This window comes from Candidatus Kurthia intestinigallinarum, from assembly GCF_003991225.1.
Lineage (GTDB): Bacteria > Bacillota > Bacilli > Bacillales_A > Planococcaceae > Kurthia > Kurthia populi.
Map to the genome: position 1 here is coordinate 16421 of NZ_JTFC01000044.1, position 23220 is coordinate 39640.

At 39.2% G+C, this 23220-nt stretch carries 25 protein-coding genes and 1 other annotated feature; all 25 genes read right to left on the reverse strand.

Annotation, left to right across the window (positions count from 1 at the left end; all coding sequences use genetic code 11):
• Position 1: 1 nt before the first annotated feature.
• The 25 genes from rplE to rplA all read right to left on the reverse strand — a co-directional run bounded on the left by rplE (position 2) and on the right by rplA (position 23179).
• Positions 2 to 541, reverse strand: coding sequence for a 50S ribosomal protein L5 (gene rplE, locus QI30_RS17985; protein ID WP_126991961.1), 540 nt, complete (start codon positions 539 to 541; stop codon positions 2 to 4).
• A gap of 28 nt (positions 542 to 569) precedes the next feature.
• The gene (gene rplX / locus QI30_RS17990) at positions 570 to 878 is read right to left on the reverse strand and encodes a 50S ribosomal protein L24 (protein WP_126991962.1); all 309 of its coding nucleotides are present in this window, start codon (positions 876 to 878) and stop codon (positions 570 to 572) included.
• A gap of 34 nt (positions 879 to 912) precedes the next feature.
• Positions 913 to 1281, reverse strand: coding sequence for a 50S ribosomal protein L14 (gene rplN, locus QI30_RS17995; RefSeq protein ID WP_029500588.1), 369 nt, complete (start codon positions 1279 to 1281; stop codon positions 913 to 915).
• A gap of 47 nt (positions 1282 to 1328) precedes the next feature.
• A complete protein-coding gene (gene rpsQ / locus QI30_RS18000) occupies positions 1329 to 1592 on the reverse strand; it encodes a 30S ribosomal protein S17 (protein ID WP_010290404.1) in 264 nt (87 codons plus the stop codon).
• A gap of 23 nt (positions 1593 to 1615) precedes the next feature.
• On the reverse strand, positions 1616 to 1813 hold the full coding sequence (rpmC, locus tag QI30_RS18005) for a 50S ribosomal protein L29 (RefSeq protein WP_010290406.1): 198 nt from the start codon (positions 1811 to 1813) through the stop codon (positions 1616 to 1618).
• On the reverse strand, positions 1803 to 2237 hold the full coding sequence (gene rplP, locus QI30_RS18010; RefSeq protein WP_126991963.1) for a 50S ribosomal protein L16: 435 nt from the start codon (positions 2235 to 2237) through the stop codon (positions 1803 to 1805). The genes rpmC and rplP overlap by 11 nt, the downstream gene beginning before the upstream one ends.
• Positions 2238 to 2239: 2 nt before the next feature.
• Positions 2240 to 2896, reverse strand: coding sequence for a 30S ribosomal protein S3 (gene rpsC, locus QI30_RS18015; RefSeq protein WP_126991964.1), 657 nt, complete (start codon positions 2894 to 2896; stop codon positions 2240 to 2242).
• A 3-nt stretch (positions 2897 to 2899) separates the two neighbouring features.
• A complete protein-coding gene (rplV, locus tag QI30_RS18020) occupies positions 2900 to 3247 on the reverse strand; it encodes a 50S ribosomal protein L22 (RefSeq protein WP_126991965.1) in 348 nt (115 codons plus the stop codon).
• A gap of 22 nt (positions 3248 to 3269) precedes the next feature.
• A complete protein-coding gene (rpsS, locus tag QI30_RS18025) occupies positions 3270 to 3551 on the reverse strand; it encodes a 30S ribosomal protein S19 (RefSeq protein WP_029500593.1) in 282 nt (93 codons plus the stop codon).
• A 57-nt stretch (positions 3552 to 3608) separates the two neighbouring features.
• Positions 3609 to 4439, reverse strand: coding sequence for a 50S ribosomal protein L2 (gene rplB / locus QI30_RS18030; protein WP_126991966.1), 831 nt, complete (start codon positions 4437 to 4439; stop codon positions 3609 to 3611).
• A gap of 39 nt (positions 4440 to 4478) precedes the next feature.
• Positions 4479 to 4757: a 50S ribosomal protein L23 gene (rplW, locus tag QI30_RS18035; protein ID WP_126991967.1), complete on the reverse strand. Its 279-nt coding sequence runs from the start codon at positions 4755 to 4757 to the stop codon at positions 4479 to 4481.
• Entirely contained in the window at positions 4757 to 5380 is a 624-nt protein-coding gene (gene rplD, locus QI30_RS18040; protein ID WP_126991968.1) for a 50S ribosomal protein L4, read from the reverse strand. The genes rplW and rplD overlap by 1 nt, the downstream gene beginning before the upstream one ends.
• A gap of 26 nt (positions 5381 to 5406) precedes the next feature.
• Positions 5407 to 6036: a 50S ribosomal protein L3 gene (rplC, locus tag QI30_RS18045; RefSeq protein ID WP_126991969.1), complete on the reverse strand. Its 630-nt coding sequence runs from the start codon at positions 6034 to 6036 to the stop codon at positions 5407 to 5409.
• Positions 6037 to 6087: 51 nt separating this feature from the next.
• Positions 6088 to 6396: a 30S ribosomal protein S10 gene (rpsJ, locus tag QI30_RS18050; protein WP_126991970.1), complete on the reverse strand. Its 309-nt coding sequence runs from the start codon at positions 6394 to 6396 to the stop codon at positions 6088 to 6090.
• 360 nt (positions 6397 to 6756) lie between these two features.
• Positions 6757 to 8088, reverse strand: a complete 1332-nt coding sequence (locus QI30_RS18060; RefSeq protein ID WP_126991971.1) for a Na+/H+ antiporter family protein — start codon at positions 8086 to 8088, stop codon at positions 6757 to 6759.
• Positions 8089 to 8243: 155 nt separating this feature from the next.
• Positions 8244 to 9434, reverse strand: coding sequence for an elongation factor Tu (tuf, locus tag QI30_RS18065; protein WP_126991972.1), 1191 nt, complete (start codon positions 9432 to 9434; stop codon positions 8244 to 8246).
• A 161-nt stretch (positions 9435 to 9595) separates the two neighbouring features.
• Positions 9596 to 11674 carry an elongation factor G gene (fusA, locus tag QI30_RS18070; protein WP_126991973.1) on the reverse strand — a complete coding sequence of 693 codons (2079 nt, stop codon included), beginning with the start codon at positions 11672 to 11674 and terminating at the stop codon, positions 9596 to 9598.
• A 45-nt stretch (positions 11675 to 11719) separates the two neighbouring features.
• Positions 11720 to 12190 carry a 30S ribosomal protein S7 gene (gene rpsG, locus QI30_RS18075; RefSeq protein WP_126991974.1) on the reverse strand — a complete coding sequence of 157 codons (471 nt, stop codon included), beginning with the start codon at positions 12188 to 12190 and terminating at the stop codon, positions 11720 to 11722.
• A 41-nt stretch (positions 12191 to 12231) separates the two neighbouring features.
• Positions 12232 to 12651 carry a 30S ribosomal protein S12 gene (gene rpsL / locus QI30_RS18080; protein ID WP_010308011.1) on the reverse strand — a complete coding sequence of 140 codons (420 nt, stop codon included), beginning with the start codon at positions 12649 to 12651 and terminating at the stop codon, positions 12232 to 12234.
• 455 nt (positions 12652 to 13106) lie between these two features.
• Complete coding sequence (rpoC, locus tag QI30_RS18085; protein ID WP_126991975.1) at positions 13107 to 16709, reverse strand: DNA-directed RNA polymerase subunit beta'; 3603 nt, start codon at positions 16707 to 16709, stop codon at positions 13107 to 13109.
• Positions 16710 to 16843: 134 nt separating this feature from the next.
• Positions 16844 to 20395: a DNA-directed RNA polymerase subunit beta gene (gene rpoB, locus QI30_RS18090; RefSeq protein ID WP_126991976.1), complete on the reverse strand. Its 3552-nt coding sequence runs from the start codon at positions 20393 to 20395 to the stop codon at positions 16844 to 16846.
• A 251-nt stretch (positions 20396 to 20646) separates the two neighbouring features.
• Positions 20647 to 21246 (reverse strand): class I SAM-dependent methyltransferase, encoded by a 600-nt coding sequence (locus tag QI30_RS18095; protein ID WP_126991977.1) that lies wholly within the window; start codon positions 21244 to 21246, stop codon positions 20647 to 20649.
• A 76-nt stretch (positions 21247 to 21322) separates the two neighbouring features.
• On the reverse strand, positions 21323 to 21682 hold the full coding sequence (gene rplL / locus QI30_RS18100; RefSeq protein ID WP_126991978.1) for a 50S ribosomal protein L7/L12: 360 nt from the start codon (positions 21680 to 21682) through the stop codon (positions 21323 to 21325).
• Positions 21683 to 21757: 75 nt separating this feature from the next.
• Positions 21758 to 22258 (reverse strand): 50S ribosomal protein L10, encoded by a 501-nt coding sequence (gene rplJ, locus QI30_RS18105; RefSeq protein ID WP_126991979.1) that lies wholly within the window; start codon positions 22256 to 22258, stop codon positions 21758 to 21760.
• A 33-nt stretch (positions 22259 to 22291) separates the two neighbouring features.
• Positions 22292 to 22436, reverse strand: a sequence feature (ribosomal protein L10 leader region).
• A 47-nt stretch (positions 22437 to 22483) separates the two neighbouring features.
• Positions 22484 to 23179 carry a 50S ribosomal protein L1 gene (gene rplA / locus QI30_RS18110; RefSeq protein WP_126991980.1) on the reverse strand — a complete coding sequence of 232 codons (696 nt, stop codon included), beginning with the start codon at positions 23177 to 23179 and terminating at the stop codon, positions 22484 to 22486.
• Positions 23180 to 23220 lie beyond the last annotated feature (41 nt).

Sequence of the window (23220 nt, forward strand, 5' to 3'; positions counted from 1 at the left end):
CTTATTTTTGGAATGGCATACCGAATTGAGTTAACAACTCGCGAGCTTCTTCGTCAGAGTTCGCAGTAGTTACGATAACGATATCCATACCGCGTACTTTAGAAACTTTATCGAAATCGATTTCTGGGAAAATTAATTGTTCTTTAACACCTAGAGTGTAGTTACCGCGACCGTCGAATGCTTTTTTAGAAACACCGCGGAAGTCACGTACACGTGGAAGCGAAATAGAGATTAATTTGTCTAGGAAATCGTACATACGGTCACCACGAAGTGTAACTTTAGTACCGATTGGCATACCTTCACGAAGACGGAAACCAGCGATAGATTTCTTAGCTTTAGTAATAACTGGTTTTTGACCAGCGATTAGTGTTAATTCTTCAACTGCTGCATCTAGTACTTTAGAGTTTTGAACAGCGTCACCAACACCCATGTTGATTACGATTTTTTCTACTTTAGGTACTTGCATAGTAGAAGTGTATTCAAACTTGCTCATTAGAGCAGATGATACTTCATTTGTATATTTTTCTTTTAGGCGGCTCATGTGTGTACCTCCCTTCTATTATTAAAAATTAGTCGATCACATTACCTGATTTTTTTGCTACACGAACTTTTTTGCCATCTTCAACTTTGAAACCTACGCGAGTCGGCTCGCCAGATTTAGGGTCGATTAGCATTACGTTCGATACGTGGATCGCTGCTTCTTGAGAAACGATACCACCTTGTGGATTAAGTTGGTTTGGTTTCACGTGTTTTTTAACGATGTTAACACCTTCAACTAACACGCGATCTTTTTTAGGGAACGCAGATAAGATAACACCTGTTTTGCCTTTATCTTTACCTGAGATAACCATTACTTTATCGCCTTTTTTAACGTGCATTATGTCGCACCTCCTTGTTGGCACTTCCTTGAAATTAAAGAACTTCCGGAGCTAATGAAACGATTTTCATGAAGTTGTCATCACGTAATTCACGTGCAACAGGTCCGAAAATACGAGTTCCGCGTGGTGATTTATCATCACGGATGATTACACATGCGTTTTCGTCAAATTTGATGTAAGTACCGTCTTTACGACGCACGCCTGATTTAGTACGTACGATAACAGCTTTTACTACTTCGCCTTTCTTGACAACGCCACCTGGTGTTGCTTTCTTAACTGTACAAACAATAACATCACCGATGTTAGCAGTTTTACGGCCAGAACCACCTAGTACTTTGATAGTTAATACTTCTTTAGCACCTGAGTTGTCGGCAACTTTTAAACGACTTTCTTGTTGAATCACTTAGGTTACCTCCCTTCGGATCTTTACTGAATAAATACCGAAATTTATTAGATAATAACCGCTTCTTCTACAACTTCAACTAAACGGAAACGTTTAGTAGCTGATAGCGGACGAGTTTCCATAATACGTACGATGTCTCCAACTTTTGCTGTGTTGTTTTCATCATGCGCTTTGAACTTTTTAGAGTATTTTACACGTTTACCGTAAAGTGAGTGTTTCTTGTATGTTTCAACAACTACTGTAATAGTTTTGTCCATTTTGTCAGAAACTACGCGGCCTGTGTAAACTTTGCGTTGATTACGCTCAGTCATGCTTGCAAACCTCCTTTATCAGTTTAATCTGCACTGATTTCTCTTTCACGAATAACAGTTTTCATACGCGCGATAGCTTTACGAACTTCACGAATACGAGCTGTGTTTTCTAATTGACCAGTCGCTAATTGGAAGCGAAGGTTGAAAAGCTCTTCTTTCAGTGATTTTACTTTGTCTTCAATTTCAACAGTTGCAAGTTCACGGATTTCATTAGCCTTCATTAGATTCACCACCAATTTCTTCACGTTTAACAATCTTACATTTTACTGGTAATTTGTGAGCTGCTAAACGTAGTGCTTCGCGGGCTACTTCTTCAGTAACTCCACCGATTTCGAACATTACACGACCTGGTTTTACAACTGCTACCCAACCTTCAGGAGCACCTTTACCAGAACCCATACGTACTTCTAGAGGCTTTTTAGTGTAAGGTTTGTGTGGGAAAATGTTAATCCATACTTTACCGCCACGTTTTGTATAACGAGTCATAGCAATACGTGCAGCCTCAATTTGACGGTTAGTAATCCAGCTTGCTGTTTGAGCTTGTAAACCGAATTCACCGAATGTTACTGTTGTGCCGCCTTTTGATTGACCACGCATTTTGCCACGGTGTACACGACGGTATTTAACGCGTTTTGGCAATAACATAATTATTTGCCTCCTTCCACAGAGTTCTTTTTAGTAGGAAGGACTTCACCACGGTAGATCCATACTTTAACACCTAGTTTACCATAAGTAGTGTCAGCTTCAGCGTGAGCATAATCAATGTCAGCGCGAAGAGTATGAAGTGGAACAGTACCTTCACTATAATGTTCCGCACGAGCGATATCAGCGCCACCTAAACGACCAGATACTTGAGTTTTGATACCTTTAGCACCTGCACGCATAGTGCGTTGAATAGTTTGTTTTTGTGCACGACGGAATGATACACGGTTTTCTAATTGACGAGCGATATTTTCTGCTACTAAGCGAGCATCAAGATCTGCACGTTTGATTTCAACAATGTTGATGTGTACGCGTTTGCCAGTCATGTTGTTAAGAGCTTTACGAAGTGCTTCCACTTCTTGTCCGCCTTTACCAATTACCATACCTGGTTTAGCTGTACTAATCGTAATGTTAATACGATTTGCAGCGCGTTCAATTTCTACTTTAGAAACTGAAGCTTCTTTTAAAGTTTCTTCGATGAATTTACGTACTTTGATATCTTCGTGAAGTAATGTTGCGTAATCTTTTTCAGCGTACCAACGAGATTCCCAATCACGAATGACACCTACACGTAAACCAATTGGATGTACTTTTTGACCCACGTATTATCCCTCCTTCTTCTCAGATACCACGATTGTAATGTGGCTTGTACGTTTGTTAATTGCGCTAGCACGTCCTTGTGCGCGTGGACGGAAGCGTTTTAATGTTGCACCTTCGTCAACAAATACTTTAGAAACAACTAGGTTGTTTACATCTAAATCATAGTTGTGCTCTGCGTTAGCGATTGCTGAGTTTAAAACTTTCTCTACTACTGGAGATGCAGCTTTAGGTGTGTGTTTTAAAATAGCGATGGCTTCACCGACTTCTTTACCTCGGATTAAGTCTACTACTAGACGTACTTTACGAGGAGCAATGCGAACTGTGCGAGCGATAGCTTTAGCTTCTTGTTGCATTAGTGTTTACCTCCTCTCTTAATTAGCGTACTTTAGTTGATTTATCGTCTCCGCCGTGACCTTTGAATGTACGTGTTGGAGCGAACTCACCTAACTTGTGTCCTACCATATCTTCAGTTACGTATACAGGAACGTGTTTACGTCCGTCATACACAGCGATTGTTTCGCCGATGAAGTTCGGGAAGATTGTAGAGCGACGAGACCAAGTTTTAATAACTTGTTTCTTTTCAGAATTGTTTGATGCTTCAACCTTTTTCATAAGGTGGTCATCAATGAATGGTCCTTTTTTCAAGCTACGAGCCATTTCGGAACCTCCCTCCATGATTCAACTACGATTCGAATGAATCGTAGCTTAATCACATTATTTTTTACGAGAACGAATAATAAATTTATTAGATTTTGCTTTTTTGTTACGAGTTTTGTAACCAAGAGCTGGTTTACCCCATGGAGTCATTGGTGATTTACGACCAACTGGAGCTTTACCTTCACCACCACCGTGTGGGTGATCGTTAGGGTTCATTACAGAACCACGAACTGTTGGACGTTTACCCATCCAGCGTTTACGACCCGCTTTACCAATTTTGATAAGTTCGTGTTGTTCGTTACCAACTTCACCGATTGTTGCACGGCAAGCTGCTAAGACCATACGTACTTCACCAGATTGTAAGCGTACGATTACGTATTTATCTTCTTTACCAAGTACTTGAGCAGAAGTACCTGCAGAACGTACAAGTTGTCCACCTTTACCAGGTTTTAACTCGATGTTATGGATTGTAGTACCCATTGGAATGTTAGCAAGTGGTAATGTGTTACCAACTTTAATATCCGCATCTTCACCAGATACGATAGTCATGCCAACTACTAGACCTTTCGGAGCTAGGATGTAGCGTTTTTCACCATCAGCATAGTTAATTAATGCGATGTTTGCAGATCGGTTAGGATCGTATTCGATAGTAGCTACTTTACCTACGATACCATCTTTATTACGTTTGAAATCGATGATACGGTATTGTTTCTTGTGGCCACCACCATTATGACGAACAGTGATTTTACCCTGGTTGTTACGACCAGCTTTGCGTTTTTTAGCAGCTAATAAAGATTTTTCTGGTTTATTAGTTGTGATTTCAGCAAAGTCAGATGACGTCATGTTACGACGGCCATTTGTGGTTGGTTTGTACTTTTTAATCGCCATGTGTATTCCCTCCTTTATTAATTAAGAATGCAATCTATATTACATTTCGAATAATTCAATTTCGCCTTCAGCTAAAGTTACGATAGCTTTGCGACGTTTGTTAGTTAAGCCAGTATAACGGCCAACGCGTTTCTTTTTACCTTTGTAGTTCATGATGTTGACTTTCTCAACTTTAACACCAAAGATAGATTCAACAGCGTCTTTAACTTCTGTTTTGTTGGCACGAGTGTCAACTTCAAATGTGTATTTTTGTTCTGCCATTTGTTCTGAAGAGCGCTCAGTGATGACAGGACGTTTTAGTACTTCACGTGCTTCCATTAACCAAGCACCTCCTCAATTTTAGCTACAGCATCTTTAGTGATAACAACTTTGTTTGCAGATACTAGATCTAAAACGTTGATACCTTCAGCTGTTAGAACAGTTACGCCTGGGATGTTACGAGCAGATAATGCTACGTTTTCATTCACGTCAGCAGTAACGATAAGTGATTTAGTTGCTACTGATAAATCAGCAAGAACTTTCACGAAATCTTTAGTTTTTGGTGCATCTAGAGTTAGAGCATCAACAACTACGAAGTTTGTTTCAGCAACTTTGTTAGAAAGAGCTGATTTAAGTGCTAAGCGACGAACTTTTTTAGGAAGTTTGTATGCATAGCTACGTGGTGTTGGACCGAATACGATACCACCACCGCGCCATTGTGGAGAACGGATAGAACCTTGACGGGCACGGCCAGTACCTTTTTGACGCCATGGTTTACGACCACCACCAGAAACTTCTGAGCGACCTTTAGTTTTGTGTGTACCTTGACGTAGAGAAGCGCGTTGAGCGATTACTGCGTCGAAAAGTACAGATTCGTTTGGTTCGATTCCGAAGATAGCATCGTTTAATTCGATTTCACCTACAGAAGAACCTGTTTGACTAAGTACATTTACTTTTGTCATTCCTGTTTCCTCCTTTCTTCGGAAAATTAGTTAGCTTTAATACCAGATTTAACTGTGATTAACGCTTTTTTAGAACCAGGAACATTACCTTTAACTAGTAATAAGTTGCGTTCTGCATCAACTTTTACGATTTCTAAGTTTTGGATAGTTACAACGTTGCCACCCATTTGACCAGGTAAATTCTTTTGTTTGAATACGCGGTTTGGAGCAACTGGACCCATTGAACCAGGGCGACGGTGGTAACGAGAACCGTGGGCCATAGGACCACGTGATTGACCATGACGTTTAATAACACCTTGGAAACCTTTACCTTTAGTAACACCTGTTACATCTACTACATCGCCTTCTGCGAAAATTTCAACTTTGACTTCTTGACCAATCTCGTACTCAGCTAAGTCAGCATTGCGAATTTCGCGAATGAAGCGCTTAGGAGCAGTGTTTGCTTTAGCTACGTGTCCTTGTTCAGGTTTGTTAGATAATTTTTCTCGTTTATCTTCGAAACCGATTTGGATAGCTTCGTAACCATCTGTATCAACTGTTTTCTTTTGAAGAACTACGTTTGGAGTAGCTTCGATTACAGTTACAGGGATTAAATCACCGTTCTCAGCGAAGACTTGCGTCATACCGATTTTTCTACCTAAGATTCCTTTGGTCATGTGTCACACCTCCTGAAGATATTTAAAATTAATTTTATTTTTTACCATGCATTATAGTTTGATTTCGATATCAACGCCTGATGGTAAATCTAATTTCATTAACGCGTCAACAGTTTGTGGTGTTGGGTTAACGATATCGATTAGACGTTTATGCGTACGCATTTCGAATTGCTCACGTGAGTCTTTATATTTATGAACCGCACGTAAGATTGTGTAAACTGTTCTTTCAGTTGGTAGTGGAATCGGACCTGATACACCAGCACCTGAACGTTTTGCAGTTTCAACGATTTTTTCAGCAGATTGATCTAAAATTCTGTGATCATATGCTTTTAAACGAATACGAATCTTTTGTTTTGCCATTATTTTCCCTCCCTTTTCGCCTATTTCCTAGACAATTCTCCACGGAAATTTTCCAACCACGCGCCATGGCAATGCGGCCGGGTGTGTCGGTAACCTCCCGTTTCATCGCAGTCAAAGACCAACATTTATATTATACATAATCTACGTATCGAACGCAATAACTTTCTTTAAAAAAATTATTTACGCTATTCTATGTGGTTCTTTTCTTGAATTTGAATTTACGTCTGCTTTTTTAACGTTTTCTAGTATATAAAAAATTAGCGTAGAAGGCAACCTTTTACCCTTCGAAATTAAGAAAAACCATTTTTCTGTCAATTCAAGCACAAAAAAATGGTTTTCCTTCTATATATAATATAGTTCCTATGAAAAGAACATAATTGCTACCCAGCCAGAAATTAATAGTGGAATATTGAAAATGAATAAAGTCGGAATACAGGTATCGCGAATATGATCATGCTGACCATCAACATTTAATCCAGCTGTGGGGCCCAACGTTGAATCAGAAGCTGGAGATCCAGCATCACCTAATGCTCCTGCCGTACCTATCAATGTAATAATTGCTGCAGCACTTAAACCAAAGCTTTCTGCTATTGGTACAAAAATAGATGCAATAATTGGAATAGTCGCAAATGAAGAACCAATTCCCATATCGATGAAAAATCCAATTAGTAACATTAGTAAAACAGCTAAAGCTTTATTATCACCAAGCATTGTTTCCGCAGCAGATACTAAACCGTCGACATCTCCTGTAGCTGTAACAACTGCTGCAAAACCACTTGATGCAACCATGACCATTCCGATAAAAGCCATTAAACGCATGCCATCTGTTAAAATACTATCGGCTTCTTTCCAACGAATAGCACCAGTAATATATAAAATCAATACACCAGTTAATGCGCCTAAAAACATTTGACCTGTCTCTAATGGTACTAATGCCGGAATTTGTACTAACACTGTTGCAACTAATGCAATAACTGTTGAAATAATATTTTTTCTACTTACTTTAACGATAAGTTCACTTTCTACATTAATTTCTCGATATTTACGCGGTTTACGAAACGCAAAAAACGCAATGATCAATCCAATTAACATGCCGATTGCTGGAATTAACATCGGTCCATAAACATCAGTGCGAGAAATATCTAATCCTGCTGATGAAATATTATCTGCTACAATCCCTTGATAAACAAGCCCAAAACCAAATGGCAAACTCATATATGGTGTAATTAAACCAAATGCTAAAATACAAGCAATCAAACGACGATCAATTTCCAACATATTTAAAATTTTAATAATTGGGGGAATTAACAAAGGAATAAATGCAATATGAATAGGAATGATATTTTGTGAGGATACAGCCATTAATAATAAAACAATAAAGATAAGCGCCTTTACTAGAGCTGATTTTTGTGAATCTCCACTTCGTTTCACTACTTTTAAAATTGCTGATACTAGCAATTCAGATATCCCGGTTTTTGAAATTGCAACAGCTAGACCACCAAGCATCGCATAACTTAATGCTACCTCTGCCCCATCGCCTAAACCACCTATAAATGCCTCTAATGTTTTACTTAATGACATTCCTGAAGTTAAGCCACCAATAAGTGCCCCAATCGCTAATGAGAAAACCACATTAATGCGAAGAACACTTAATATTAGCATAACCAATACAGCAACAATGACTGCGTTCATCAATGTCACCTACTTTCTAATTTTTTGACTCATTCGCCATTATAATGAACGTAAGATTTCATGTCAATTTTCTGTAAAAAAAAAAGCATATGCAGCAAATGCTACATACGCTTTTTATAAGAAAGCTTATTAAATCAATCTAGTTAAAGAAAGAATTAAGCTTTTTCGATGTTAGAAACAACACCTGAACCAACTGTACGGCCGCCTTCACGGATTGAGAAACGAGTACCGTCTTCAATAGCGATTGGGTGGATAAGTTCGATGTTCATTTTAGTGTTATCGCCAGGCATTACCATTTCAGTACCTTCTGGTAACGTGATTACACCAGTTACGTCAGTAGTACGGAAGTAGAATTGTGGACGGTAGTTAGAGAAGAATGGAGTATGACGGCCACCCTCTTCTTTTGATAACACGTAAACTTCAGCAGAGAATTTAGTGTGAGGTGTGATTGTACCTGGTTTAGCAAGTACTTGACCACGTTGGATATCTTCACGAGCAACACCACGTAATAAAGCACCGATGTTATCGCCAGCTTCAGCGTAATCTAATAATTTACGGAACATTTCAACACCTGTTACAGTTGTTTGAGCAGTTTCTTCAGTAATACCAACGATATCAACAACATCGCCGACTTTAACTTGACCACGTTCAACACGGCCAGTTGCTACTGTACCACGACCAGTGATAGAGAATACATCCTCTACTGGCATCATGAATGGTTTGTCAGTTTGACGTTCTGGAGTTGGAATGTAAGAATCTACAGCGTCCATTAATTCAACGATTGCATTTTCCCATTTTTCTTCGCCTTCTAAAGCTTTAAGAGCAGAACCTTTGATTACAGGAACATCATCGCCAGGGAAGCCGTATTCTGATAATAGGTCACGTACTTCCATTTCAACTAATTCAAGTAATTCTTCGTCGTCTACCATATCGCATTTGTTTAAGAATACTACGATGTAAGGTACACCTACGTTACGAGATAAAAGGATGTGTTCACGAGTTTGTGGCATTGGACCATCAGCAGCAGATACTACTAAGATCGCGCCATCCATTTGTGCAGCACCAGTGATCATGTTTTTAACGTAATCGGCGTGTCCTGGGCAGTCAACGTGAGCGTAGTGACGAGTGTCAGTTTCATATTCGATGTGAGAAGTGTTGATAGTGATACCGCGTTCTTTTTCTTCTGGAGCGTTATCGATATCAGCGTATGATTTAGCTTCCCCGCCTTGTTTTTTAGCAAGAACTGTAGCGATTGCAGCAGTTAAAGTTGTTTTACCATGGTCAACGTGTCCGATTGTACCAATGTTAGCATGCGTTTTAGAACGGTCGAATTTTTCTTTAGCCATTTTAAATGTGCCTCCTAGGGTTTTAAAAGTTTTATTAGTAATAAGATTTATAGATACATCTTTTAGAAGAACGGGCCCTGTTCTCCTGCTAAGATGTAGCTTACATGTTATTTATACTTGATATACCAAGAAATTTCAATTAAAAATTATTCAATTTAAAATTAACCTTGGTGTTTTTTGATGATTTCTTCTGAAACTGATTTTGGAACTTCTTCATAGTGATCAAACACCATTGAGAATGTACCGCGACCTTGAGTAGATGAACGTAAAGTTGTTGCATACCCAAACATTTCAGCAAGTGGAACCATTGCACGAACAACTTGAGCGTTACCGCGAGCTTCCATACCTTCTACACGTCCACGACGAGCAGTGATGTTACCCATGATATCACCAAGATATTCTTCTGGCATTACTACTTCTACTTTCATAACTGGTTCTAAAAGAACTGGGTTACAAGCTTGAGCAGCTTTTTTCACTGCTAGAGATGCAGCTACTTTAAACGCCATTTCATTTGAATCGACATCGTGGTAAGAACCATCGACTAATGTAGCTTTAACGTCGATTAGAGGGAATCCTGCTAATACACCGTTTGCTAATGAATCTTTAAGTCCTGCTTCTACAGCTGGGATGTATTCACGAGGAACTACACCACCAACGATAGCGTTAACGAACTCAAAGCCTTTTCCTTCTTCGTTTGGTTCGAATTCGATATGAACGTCACCATATTGACCACGACCACCAGATTGGCGAGCGAATTTACCTTGAACTTTAGCCGCTTGGCGGAAAGTTTCACGATAAGATACTTGAGGAGCACCTACGTTAGCTTCAACGTGGAATTCACGTTTCATACGGTCAACTAAGATATCTAAGTGAAGTTCACCCATACCTGAGATGATAGTTTCACCAGTTTCAACGTCAGTGTGAGCGCGGAAAGTTGGATCTTCTTCTTGAAGTTTTTGTAGTGCTTGACCCATTTTATCTTGGTCAGCTTTTGATTTAGGCTCAACAGATAGAGAAATAACTGGTTCTGGGAATTCCATTGATTCAAGGATAACTAAGCTATCTTCTGCACAAAGAGTATCACCAGTAGTTGTAGCTTTAAGACCTACTGCAGCAGCAATGTCGCCAGCGTAAACTTCAGAGATTTCTTCACGGCTGTTAGCGTGCATTTGTAGGATACGACCTACACGTTCACGTTTGCCTTTAGAAGAGTTTTGTACGTAAGAACCTGATTGAAGAACACCAGAGTACACACGGAAGAAAGTTAATTTACCAACATAAGGGTCAGTCATAACTTTGAACGCAAGTGCAGCAAATGGTTCATCATCAGAAGAGTGACGTACGATTTCTTCGTCGCCATCAACAGATGTACCTTTAATAGATTCAACATCTGTTGGAGCTGGTAGGTAATCAACTACTGCATCAAGCATTAATTGAACACCTTTGTTTTTGAACGCAGTACCACATACTACTGGGTAGAATTCTACTGATAAAGTAGCTTTACGGATAGCAGCTTTTAATTCTTCTTTAGTGATTTCTTCACCAGCGAAGTATTTTTCCATTAGATCTTCATCTAATTCAGCAACTGCTTCCACAAGTTTTTCGCGGTATTCGTCTGCTTGTTCTTTGTATTCAGCAGGAATTTCTTTAACTTCTGCGTTTGAACCGTCATCGCCTTCTTTGTAGAAAGTAGCGTTCATTTCTACTAAGTCAATGATAGCGTGGAACTCATCTTCAGCACCGATTGGTAATTGAATTGGGTGAGCGTTTGCTTCTAAACGTTCATGTAAAGTTCCTACAGAGTATAAGAAGTTCGCACCGATTTTATCCATTTTGTTAATGAATACGATACGTGGTACGCCGTAAGTTGTAGCTTGACGCCATACTGTTTCAGTTTGTGGTTCTACACCTGATTGAGCATCAAGTACAGTAACAGCACCATCAAGTACACGAAGAGAACGTTCAACTTCTACAGTGAAGTCTACGTGTCCTGGTGTATCAATGATGTTTACACGGTTGCCTTTCCATTGGGCTGTTGTAGCAGCAGAAGTGATAGTAATACCACGTTCTTGCTCTTGCTCCATCCAGTCCATTTGAGAAGCGCCTTCGTGAGTTTCACCGATTTTGTGAATCTTACCAGTGTAATAAAGGATACGCTCAGTTGTTGTTGTTTTACCAGCATCAATGTGAGCCATGATTCCGATATTACGAGTGTTCTCAAGTGAGAATTCTCTAGTCATGCGGAATTTCTCCTTCCATAATGGATGTATATTTTAGGATAAATCTTACCAGCGGTAGTGAGCGAATGCTTTGTTGGCTTCAGCCATTTTATGCATATCTTCACGTTTTTTAACTGACGCACCAGTGTTGTTAGAAGCGTCTAAAATTTCGTTAGCAAGACGTTCTTCCATAGTTTTTTCGCCGCGAAGACGAGAGTAGTTTACTAGGTAACGAAGACCTAAAGTAGTACGACGTTCTGGACGAACTTCTACTGGTACTTGATAGTTAGCACCACCGACACGGCGAGCACGTACTTCAAGAACTGGCATTACGTTTTCTAATGCAGCTTCGAATACTTCTACTGCATCTTTACCAGAACGTTCTTTAACTAAATCGAAAGCTCCGTATAAGATTTTTTGAGAAGTACCTTTTTTACCATCTACCATTAATTTGTTGACTAAACGAGTTACAAGTTTTGAATTATAAAGTGGATCTGGTAACACGTCACGTTTGGAAACAGGACCTTTACGAGGCATGTGTTTTCCTCCTTTCAAGTATAGCTACTTATTAGATTACATTATTTTTTTTCTTTTGGTTTTTTAGCACCGTATAATGAACGTGATTGCATACGTCCTTGTACAGCTGCAGTATCAAGAGCACCACGAACTACGTGATAACGTACCCCTGGTAAATCTTTTACACGTCCGCCACGGATAAGAACAACACTGTGTTCTTGTAAGTTATGGCCTTCACCAGGAATATAAGCGTTAACTTCGATTTGGTTAGTTAAACGTACACGAGCGTATTTACGTAACGCTGAGTTAGGTTTTTTAGGTGTCATTGTACCAACACGAGTACAAACACCACGTTTTTGTGGTGAGTTAACATCAGTTAAGCTTTTTGCAAAGCTGTTATAGCCTTTGTTTAAAGCTGGTGAATTAGATTTCTTACTTTTGGATTGACGAGGCTTACGTACTAATTGGTTAATTGTAGGCATCGATATGTCCTCCTCTCATTGCTTTCTTTAAATCCACACATCCAGGTGGTTCATTTTGAGTTAAAAACAAAAGTCTTTACGTGATCAGCGTAAAAACTACTAAAGCAGTACTTCAAGTTATGTTGGCGTTTTACATCAACGTCATTATCTCTACCAAGAGTCTGCCTGGTTATTTAATGCAACGGGAACACCAAAATTTGTGCCGTCGCACCGCATGCGTGGTTTATTCACCTGTTACATCTTAGAGTAACAACGTTTTGTTCCACGACCAGCAATGCTTGTCGTTACTGTTTGTAATTAACGTGCATTGTTTTAATTTTTCCCTTAGACATTAAGCCCATGAAATGATAGACAATGAACTATCAACCTAAAATATATTATCATCTCAGAAGTTTGTTGTCAACTAAATATAAAAAATCCCAACGAAAATTCGTTGGGATTTAATATAAAATCTATTATTCGGCTGAAGTTGTTGTTTCTGTAGCTGCACCAGCACCGGCAATTTCGATTTGACGGTAACGTTGCATACCTGTACCAGCTGGCACAAGTTTACCAAGAATAACGTTTTCTTTAAGACCAAGTAATTCATCACGTTTACCTTTGATAGCTGCATCCGTTAACACACGAGTTGTTTCTTGGAATGAAGCTGCAGATAAGAATGATTCAGTTTCAAGAGAAGCTTTTGTAATACCAAGGATAACTGGACGACATGTAGCTGGCGCTTTGTTACCTGACATTAAGATACTGCTGTTTGCTGCAGTGAATTGGTGAATATCCACTAATGAGCCTGGTAGTAAGTCAGTATCACCAGCTTCGATAATACGAACCTTACGTAACATTTGACGTACCATAACCTCGATGTGTTTATCACCGATTTCTACACCTTGCATACGGTATACTTTTTGAACTTCTTTTAATAGATACTCTTCTACAGTAGACACGTCAGTAACTTTGATTAATTGTTTTGGATCAATTGAACCTTCAGTTAATGATTGACCATGAGAAACTTGATCGCCCTCTTGGACTTTTAGACGTGCATTGTATGGAGCTGTATATTTACGAGATTCGATTGGGCTTTGAACCGTAATTTCTTTAAGACCTTCGCGAATTTCTTCAATTTCAACAATTGTACCTGAAATTTCTGTAATAAGCGCTTGACCTTTAGGATTACGAGATTCGAAAATCTCTTGGATACGAGGTAAACCTTGAGTGATATCGGCACCGGCAACCCCACCTGTATGGAAAGTACGCATTGTTAACTGAGTACCTGGTTCCCCGATAGATTGAGCAGCGATGATACCAACTGCTTCACCCACTTCAACTTCGTCACCTGTAGCTAAGTTCATACCGTAACATTTTTTACATACGCCATGTTTAGTATTACATGTAAACGCAGAACGAATTGTAACTGTTTCGATATTTGCTTCTGAGATTTTACGAGCTAATTCAGCTGTGATTAATTCGTTTGGACTAACGATAATTTCGTTTGTTTCAGGATGACGAATAGTTTTCTTAGCGTAACGACCAAGAACACGTTCTTCAAGGGCTTCGATTAATTCGTTGCCTTCTTTAAGAGCTGAAATTTCAAGACCTTTATCAGTACCACAATCGTCTTCGCGGATGATGACATCTTGTGCAACATCAACAAGACGACGAGTAAGGTAACCTGAATCGGCTGTTTTAAGTGCTGTATCGGCAAGACCTTTACGAGCACCATGGGTAGAGATAAAGTACTCTAATACCGTTAAGCCTTCACGGAATGAAGATTTAATTGGTAATTCGATGATACGACCAGCTGGGTTGGCCATCAGACCACGCATACCAGCAAGTTGAGTGAAGTTAGAAGCGTTACCACGCGCACCAGAGTCACTCATCATGAAGATTGGGTTAGTCGCTGGAAGAGATTTCATCAGTTTAGATTGGATAACATCCTTCGCGTCACTCCAGAATGAAATTACACGATCGTAACGTTCTTCTTCAGTGATTAAACCACGACGGAATTGTTTTTGTACTTTATCTACTTTAATTTGAGCTTCATGTAAAATTTCTTGTTTATCTGGCAATACGATGATATCTGAGATACCAATTGAGATACCAGCTTTAGTTGAATATTTGAAACCAAGGTTTTTCAATTCATCAAGCATTTTAGAAGTTTCTGTGATATGGTAGCGATCAAATACTTCTGCGATAACATTACCAAGATATTTTTTAGTGAATGGTTTAGAAGGCTCTTGCTCTGCTAAATATTCTTTAATATTTGTATTAGTTGAAACGAAGAATTTATCTGATGTACCTACTTGTAAATTATCGATAGTTGGCTCGTTAATGTATGGGAAATCAGCATATAAGATTTCGTTAAACAATACTTTACCAACAGAAGTAACTAACAATTTTTTATTTTGTTCTTCAGTGAATGTGTTGTTATTTAAAGAGGCTGCACGAATAGCAATACGAGTGTGTAAATGCACTTCGTTATTCGCGTAAGCAACATTTAATTCTTCAGGATCTGAGAACACAGTACCTTCACCTACAGCGCCTTTACGCTCAAGAGTTAGGTAATAGTTACCTAATACCATATCTTGAGATGGTGTAACAACTGGTTTACCATCTTTAGGGTTTAAGATATTTTGCGCTGCAAGCATTAATAGACGTGCTTCAGCTTGTGCTTCTGCAGAAAGAGGAACGTGGACGGCCATTTGGTCACCATCGAAATCGGCATTGTATGCAGTACATACTAATGGGTGTAAGCGAATTGCTTTACCTTCGATAAGTGTAGGCTCGAACGCTTGGATACCAAGACGGTGAAGTGTTGGTGCACGGTTCAGTAATACTGGATGCTCGCGCATGATGTCTTCTAAAACATCCCATACTTCTTCGTGTTGACGTTCAATTTTACGTTTAGCTGATTTAATATTATGAGCTAAACCGCGTTCAACTAATTCTTTCATTAAGAAAGGTTTGAATAGTTCGATTGCCATACCTTTTGGTAGACCACATTGGAACATTTTTAAAGATGGACCAACGACGATTACAGAACGACCAGAGTAATCGACACGTTTACCAAGTAAGTTTTGACGGAAACGACCTTGTTTACCTTTTAACATATGAGAAAGAGATTTTAATGGACGATTACCCGGACCTGTAACAGGACGGCCACGACGACCATTATCGATTAATGCATCAACTGCTTCTTGTAACATACGTTTTTCATTTTGAACGATGATGCCAGGAGCACCAAGGTCTAATAAACGTTTTAAACGGTTGTTACGGTTGATAACACGACGATATAAATCATTTAAATCAGATGTTGCGAAACGACCACCATCTAGTTGTACCATTGGACGTAATTCTGGTGGAATTACAGGAAGTACATCTAAGATCATCCATTCAGGACGGTTGCCTGAGTGGTGGAACGATTCAACAACTTCTAAACGCTTAATTGCACGTGTACGGCGTTGACCTTGTGCAGTTTTAAGCTCTTCTTTAAGTTCAATTGATTCTTTATCTAAATCGATTTCTTTCAATAAATCTTTGATTGCTTCTGCACCCATAGATGCTTTGAATGTTTTACCGAATTTTTCACGGTAAGCACGATATTCTTTTTCAGAAAGAAGTTGTTTCTTTTCTAAAGGAGTATCGCCTGATTCAATTACAACGTAAGAAGCGAAGTAAATTACTTCTTCAAGTGCGCGTGGAGACATATCTAAGATAAGTCCCATACGGCTTGGAATACCTTTGAAGTACCAAATGTGAGAAACAGGAGCAGCTAGCTCAATATGTCCCATACGTTCACGACGTACTTTTGCACGTGTTACTTCAACGCCACAGCGGTCACAAACTACACCTTTATAACGTACGCGTTTGTATTTACCACAGTGACACTCCCAGTCTTTTGTTGGACCAAAGATGCGTTCACAGAATAAACCATCTTTCTCTGGTTTTAATGTACGGTAGTTGATAGTTTCTGGTTTTTTAACCTCACCATATGACCACGAACGGATTTTATCTGGTGAAGCAAGACCAATTTTCATGTATTCAAAATTATTAACGTCTATCAAGGAGCCTACCTCCCTCTATTAATGAAGTCTTTTCGACTTATAAATAATTAGCTCGACGATTGATTATTAGCAAATAAAAGGGAATTAGGACAAGCCCATAAGAGGTCCTGTCCATGTCCCAAAAAAATTACAACTTAATTTTCAGAAGATACTTCGTCAGTTTCTTCTTTTTTAGAAGCGATGTTTAACGCGTCTGCTGATGGAACATCATCATCTTCGTCATCGCGTAGTTCTACTTCTTCATCATTAATGTTTAACATTTTCACGTCTAAACCTAATGATTGAAGTTCTTTAATTAATACTTTGAATGATTCTGGTACGCCTGGTTCTGGAACAGGTTCACCTTTAACGATTGCTTCGTATGTTTTCACACGGCCCACAACGTCATCAGATTTAACTGTTAAGATTTCTTGAAGTGTGTGCGCTGCACCATATGCTTCAAGAGCCCAAACTTCCATTTCACCGAAACGTTGACCACCAAATTGAGCTTTACCACCCAATGGTTGTTGTGTAACAAGTGAGTAAGGACCAGTTGAACGAGCGTGAAGTTTATCATCAACCATGTGCGCAAGTTTGATCATGTACATAACCCCTACTGATACGCGGTTATCGAATGCTTCACCTGAACGGCCATCATAAAGTGTTGTTTTACCATCACGGTTCATGCCTGCTTCTTCCATTGTACGCCATACGTCTTCATCTGAAGCACCATCGAATACAGGTGTAGCCATGTGCACGCCTAAGTAACGAGCGGCCATACCTAAGTGTAATTCAAGTACTTGACCGATATTCATACGAGATGGTACACCTAATGGGTTAAGCATGATGTCGACTGGAGTACCGTCTGGTAAGAATGGCATATCCTCTTCTGGTAAGATACGAGAGATAACCCCTTTGTTACCATGACGTCCGGCCATTTTATCCCCAACACGGATTTTACGTTTTTGAACGATATAAACGCGTACCATTTGGTTTACGCCAGGAGATAATTCGTCGCCATCTTCGCGATGGAATACTTTAACGTCAAGTACAATACCACCAGAACCGTGAGGAACACGTAATGATGTATCGCGTACTTCACGCGCTTTTTCACCGAAGATTGCATGTAATAGACGTTCTTCTGCAGTAAGCTCTGTTACACCTTTAGGAGTGACTTTACCTACTAAGATATCACCATCATTTACTTCTGCACCAATACGGATAATACCACGTTCGTCTAAGTTGCGAAGTGCTTCTTCACCAACGTTAGGAATATCGCGAGTGATTTCTTCAGGTCCAAGTTTTGTATCACGAGCTTCTGATTCATATTCTTCAATATGAACAGAAGTGTATACATCATTTTTAACTAAACGTTCGTTCATGATTACGGCATCTTCATAGTTATAACCATTCCAAGTCATGAATGCCACGACTACGTTACGGCCAAGTGCAAGTTCACCATTTTCCATTGACGGACCGTCAGCAAGGATATCACGAGGTTTCACGCGGTCACCTTCTTTAACTAATGGGCGTTGGTTAATTGATGTCCCGTGGTTAGAACGAGTGAATTTTTGTAATTTATAACGAACTAAATCACCTTTTACTTCTTTACCATCTACCTCTTCAATAGTACGAACTGAAATGTAACGAGCTTCAACATGCTCAACGATACCATGGTATTTAGCTACGATTGCAGCACCAGAGTCACGAGCGTTGACATGTTCCATACCAGTACCTACGAAAGGAGCTTCTGGGTTAAGAAGTGGAACAGCTTGACGTTGCATGTTGGCACCCATAAGAGCACGGTTTGAGTCATCGTTTTCTAAGAATGGGATACATGCTGTCGCAGCAGATACTACTTGTTTAGGAGATACGTCCATGTAATCAACAGTGTCACGTTTGAACACTGAGTTATCGCCACGGAAACGACCCACTACTTCTTCTTCAGTAAACGTACCATCTGCATTCAATGGTGAGTTTGCTTGAGCAACAACATAGTTATCTTCTTCGTCTGCTGTTAGATAATCGATATGTTCAGTAATTTTACCAGTTTCAGGGTCAACACGACGATATGGTGTTTCAATGAAACCAAATTTATTTACTTTTGCATATGATGATAGAGAGTTGATTAAACCAATGTTTGGACCCTCTGGAGTTTCGATTGGACACATACGGCCATAGTGAGAGTAGTGAACATCACGTACTTCGAAACCAGCACGTTCACGTGTTAAACCACCAGGTCCTAATGCAGAAAGACGACGTTTGTGCGTTAATTCTGCAAGAGGGTTTGTTTGGTCCATAAATTGTGATAATTGAGAACTACCAAAGAATTCTTTAATAGATGCAATTACTGGACGGATATTGATTAATTGTTGTGGAACAATTGCAGCAGTATCATTGATTGACATACGTTCACGTACAACACGTTCCATACGAGATAAACCGATACGGAATTGATTTTGTAGTAATTCACCTACTGAACGTAGACGACGGTTACCTAAGTGGTCGATGTCATCAGTATCGCCCACACCATGTAATAAGTTAAAGAAATAAGAAACAGATGCTACAACATCTGCTGGAGTAAGATGTTTTACTTCATCATCGATGTAAGCGTTACTGATTACTTTGATTTCTTTTTGAGACTCATCATTTGGTGCAAAGATTTTTACTTCTTGTACAAGAATGTCACCTTCGATAATACCGCCCACTTTTGAAAGTGTTTTAAAGTTTACGCCTTCTTCTAAGAATGGTGTAATGCGGTCTAATACACGACGGTCAATCACAGTTCCGCTTTCCGCTAAGATTTCTCCAGTATTTGGATCTACTAGCGTTTCAGCCAATGTTTGATTGAATAAGCGATTCTTGATATGAAGTTTTTTATTCATTTTATAACGACCTACAGCTGCTAAATCGTAGCGTTTTGGGTCGAAGAAACGAGAATATAGTAAGTTTTTAGCTGACTCTACTGTAGGTGGTTCACCCGGACGTAGACGTTCATAGATTTCTAATAACGCTTTTTCAGTGCTATCAGTGTTATCTTTTTCTAAAGTATTACGTAAATATTCATTATCACCGACAAGTTCGATAATTTCTTGGTCAGATGCAAACCCTAATGCACGTAATAATACCGTTGCAGGTAATTTACGTGTACGGTCGATACGAACGTAGACAACGTCTTTTGCGTCTGTTTCATATTCTAACCATGCGCCGCGGTTTGGAATAACTGTTGCGCCAAAGCCTTTTTTACCATTTTTATCTGTTTTATCGTGATAGTATACACTTGGTGATCGAACTAATTGGGAAACGATAACGCGTTCTGCGCCGTTGATAACAAAAGTACCTGTTTCTGTCATGAGTGGGAAATCACCCATGAAGACTTCTTGTTCTTTTACTTCTTCAGTTTCCTTATTATGAAGACGTACTTTTACGCGTAATGGTGCTGCGTAAGTAACGTCACGTTGTTTACATTCATCGACATCATATTTTGGTTCTCCAAGACTGTAGTCGACGAATTCTAGTGAAAGATTTCCTGTGAAGTCTTCAATCGGTGAAATGTCGTGGAACATTTCACGTAAGCCTTCCTCTAAAAACCACTCGTTAGAAGCGGTTTGAATCTCGATAAGATTCGGAAGTTCTAGCACCTCTTTAATACGCGCGAAGCTTCTACGCTGGCGGTGTTGTCCGTACTGAACTAGTTGACCTGTCAACTCATTCACCCCTCAATAAAGCGATATTAGGTCTTGTGAAATTGCAATTTTTCACAAGACAAAAAAGAAAACGAGCAATAATTCTCATTTTCGATTATTCAAACATAATTTTAAACCGAAAGCTCTTGACATTTTCATCAAATAGGCAGACGGCTTCAAATTAATATTTTTGCATTTTCTTATAATATCACAGCGTTTTTGTCAAGTCAATCTATAAATATTGACAATTATTTTTCAGAAAATAGCATGAATTATTTTATAGCTCTAATAATCCAATAACCTTTCTCTTTATGCACGACTGTGACGTCCTTAAACTGTGTTTGTAAATGATCTACTGTAGATGGTGCTCCCTGTTTCTTTTGAATAACAATCCACAGCTCTCCGTCTTCTGATAAGACTTCATAAGCCTGATCATAAATGCGGAAGATTGTTTGCTTACCAGCACGAATAGGAGGATTTGTCAGAACAGCAGCGACTTGATCTGTATCAACAGATGAAAGTGCATCACTCTCATAAATTCGTACATTTTGAACCCCGTTAAGCTCAGCATTTTTAATAGCCAAGTTTAATGCACGATCATTTACATCCATCATGTGAACAATACGCTCGGGGTAACTTTTTGCGATTGATAAGCCAATTGGACCATATCCACAGCCCACATCCAAAATATTTCCTTCAACTGACGGCAGTTCAAAACAATCGATTAAGACACGGGAGCCAAAATCTACTTCGCTTTTACTAAAAACGCCTGCGTCGGTTTCAAACGTAAAGGAAAATCCTCGAAGTCTAAAATCCCATCTACGTGGCTTACTCTCAACCTCAGGGTTTTTTGAATAATAATGATCTGACATTAGCATGCCCTCCATCACGTAAAATGAAGAAAAAGCTCGTCAAAATTGACGAGCTTTTCCAATAGGTTAGCAGAAATTATTTAACTTCTACAGATGCGCCAACTTCTTCAAGTTTAGCTTTGATTTCTTCAGCTTCAGCTGCAGCTACGCCTTCTTTAAGAGCTTTAGGAGCGTTATCTACTACTTCTTTAGCTTCTTTAAGACCTAAGCCAGTGATTTCACGTACCACTTTGATTACTTTGATTTTAGAATCGCCAGCAGATGTTAATACTACGTCAAATTCTGTTTTTTCTTCAGCAGCGCCTGCAACAGCACCAGCTGCAGCTACAGGAGCAGCAGCAGTTACGCCGAATTCTTCTTCGATTGCTTTTACTAAATCATTTAATTCTAAAACTGTCATCTCTTTGATTGCAGCTAAGATTTGTTCTTGGTTCATTATGAGTTCCTCCTATTATGGAATCTAATTTTTTATTTTTGTGCATCTTAAGATGCGGTGAAGATTAAGATGCGATTAAGCGCCTTGTTCTTCTTTTTGTTCTGCAACAGCTTTTGTTGCAAGCGCGAAGTTGCGCATTGGTGCTTGTAGAACTGATAAAAGCATTGATAGTAAACCTTCGCGTGATGGAAGTTCTGCTAGTGCTTTTACTTCTTCTAAAGTTGCGAAGTTGCCTTCGATTAAACCTGCTTTAATTTCTAAAGCTTCGTTTTCTTTAGCGAAGTTATTGATAATACGAGCTGGAGCAACTACATCTTCGTTAGAGAATGCGATTGCGTTTGGACCAGTAAGTACATCATTAATCTCAGTGTGACCAACTTCTTCAGCAGCACGACGAACTAAAGTATTTTTGTACACTTTGAATTCAACGCCAGCTTCACGTAATTGTTTACGTAATTCAGTTACTTGTTGAACTGTTAAGCCGCGGTAGTCTACTACTACTACTGACGCTGCAGCTTTGAACTTGTCAGCGATTTCTTGAACAACAGTTTGTTTTGCTTCTACTGCTTTGCCCATTATTGACACCTCCTATAAGAATGAGTCATTTATACCGACAAAAGAAAAGCCCCTTATCAATGACAGACAAGAGGCAGAAATTCATCATCTAAATAGAGAATGATTCCTTTGCCCTCGGCAGGATAATTAAGCGGTACTAAGCCGCCCCTACTGTCTTTGGTACAAATGGATAATTCACAACAAAACTCATCTTATCAGATGAGTTTTAGTTTGTCAATCATTAAATTATTTTACAAGTGCTAGAGTATCAAGTTTAATTGATGGTCCCATAGTAGTTGTAACGTGTACTGATTTTAAGTAAACACCTTTTGCAGTAGCTGGTTTAGCTTTAACGATAACATCAACTAATGTTTGGATGTTTTCAGCTAATTTGTCAGCTTCAAATGATGCTTTACCTACTGGTGCGTGTACGATACCAGCTTTATCAGCACGGTACTCAACTTTACCAGCTTTGATTTCGTTAACTGCTTTAGTTACATCGAAAGTAACTGTACCAGTTTTAGGGTTTGGCATTAAACCTTTAGGACCTAATACACGACCAAGTTGACCAACTTGACCCATCATATCTGGTGTAGCAACGATAACGTCGAAATCGAACCAGCCATCTTTAATTTTTTGGATGTATTCAGCATCACCTGCGTAGTCTGCACCAGCAGCTTGAGCTTCTTTAAGTTTTTCACCTTTAGCGAATACTAAAACTTTTTGAGTTTTACCAGTACCGTTTGGAAGCACGATTGCGCCACGGATTTGTTGGTCGTTTTTACGAGTATCGATGTTTAGGTTGAAAGCTACTTCTACAGTTGCGTCGAAGTTTACTTTGCTTGTATTTTTAGCTAATTCAGCAGCTTCAGCTACAGAATAAACTTTAGTTTTGTCTACTAATTTAGCGGCATCTTGTAATTTTTTACCTTGTTTAGCCATTTTGAATTTCCTCCTTGATTGTGGTTATAGCGGGATTTCCC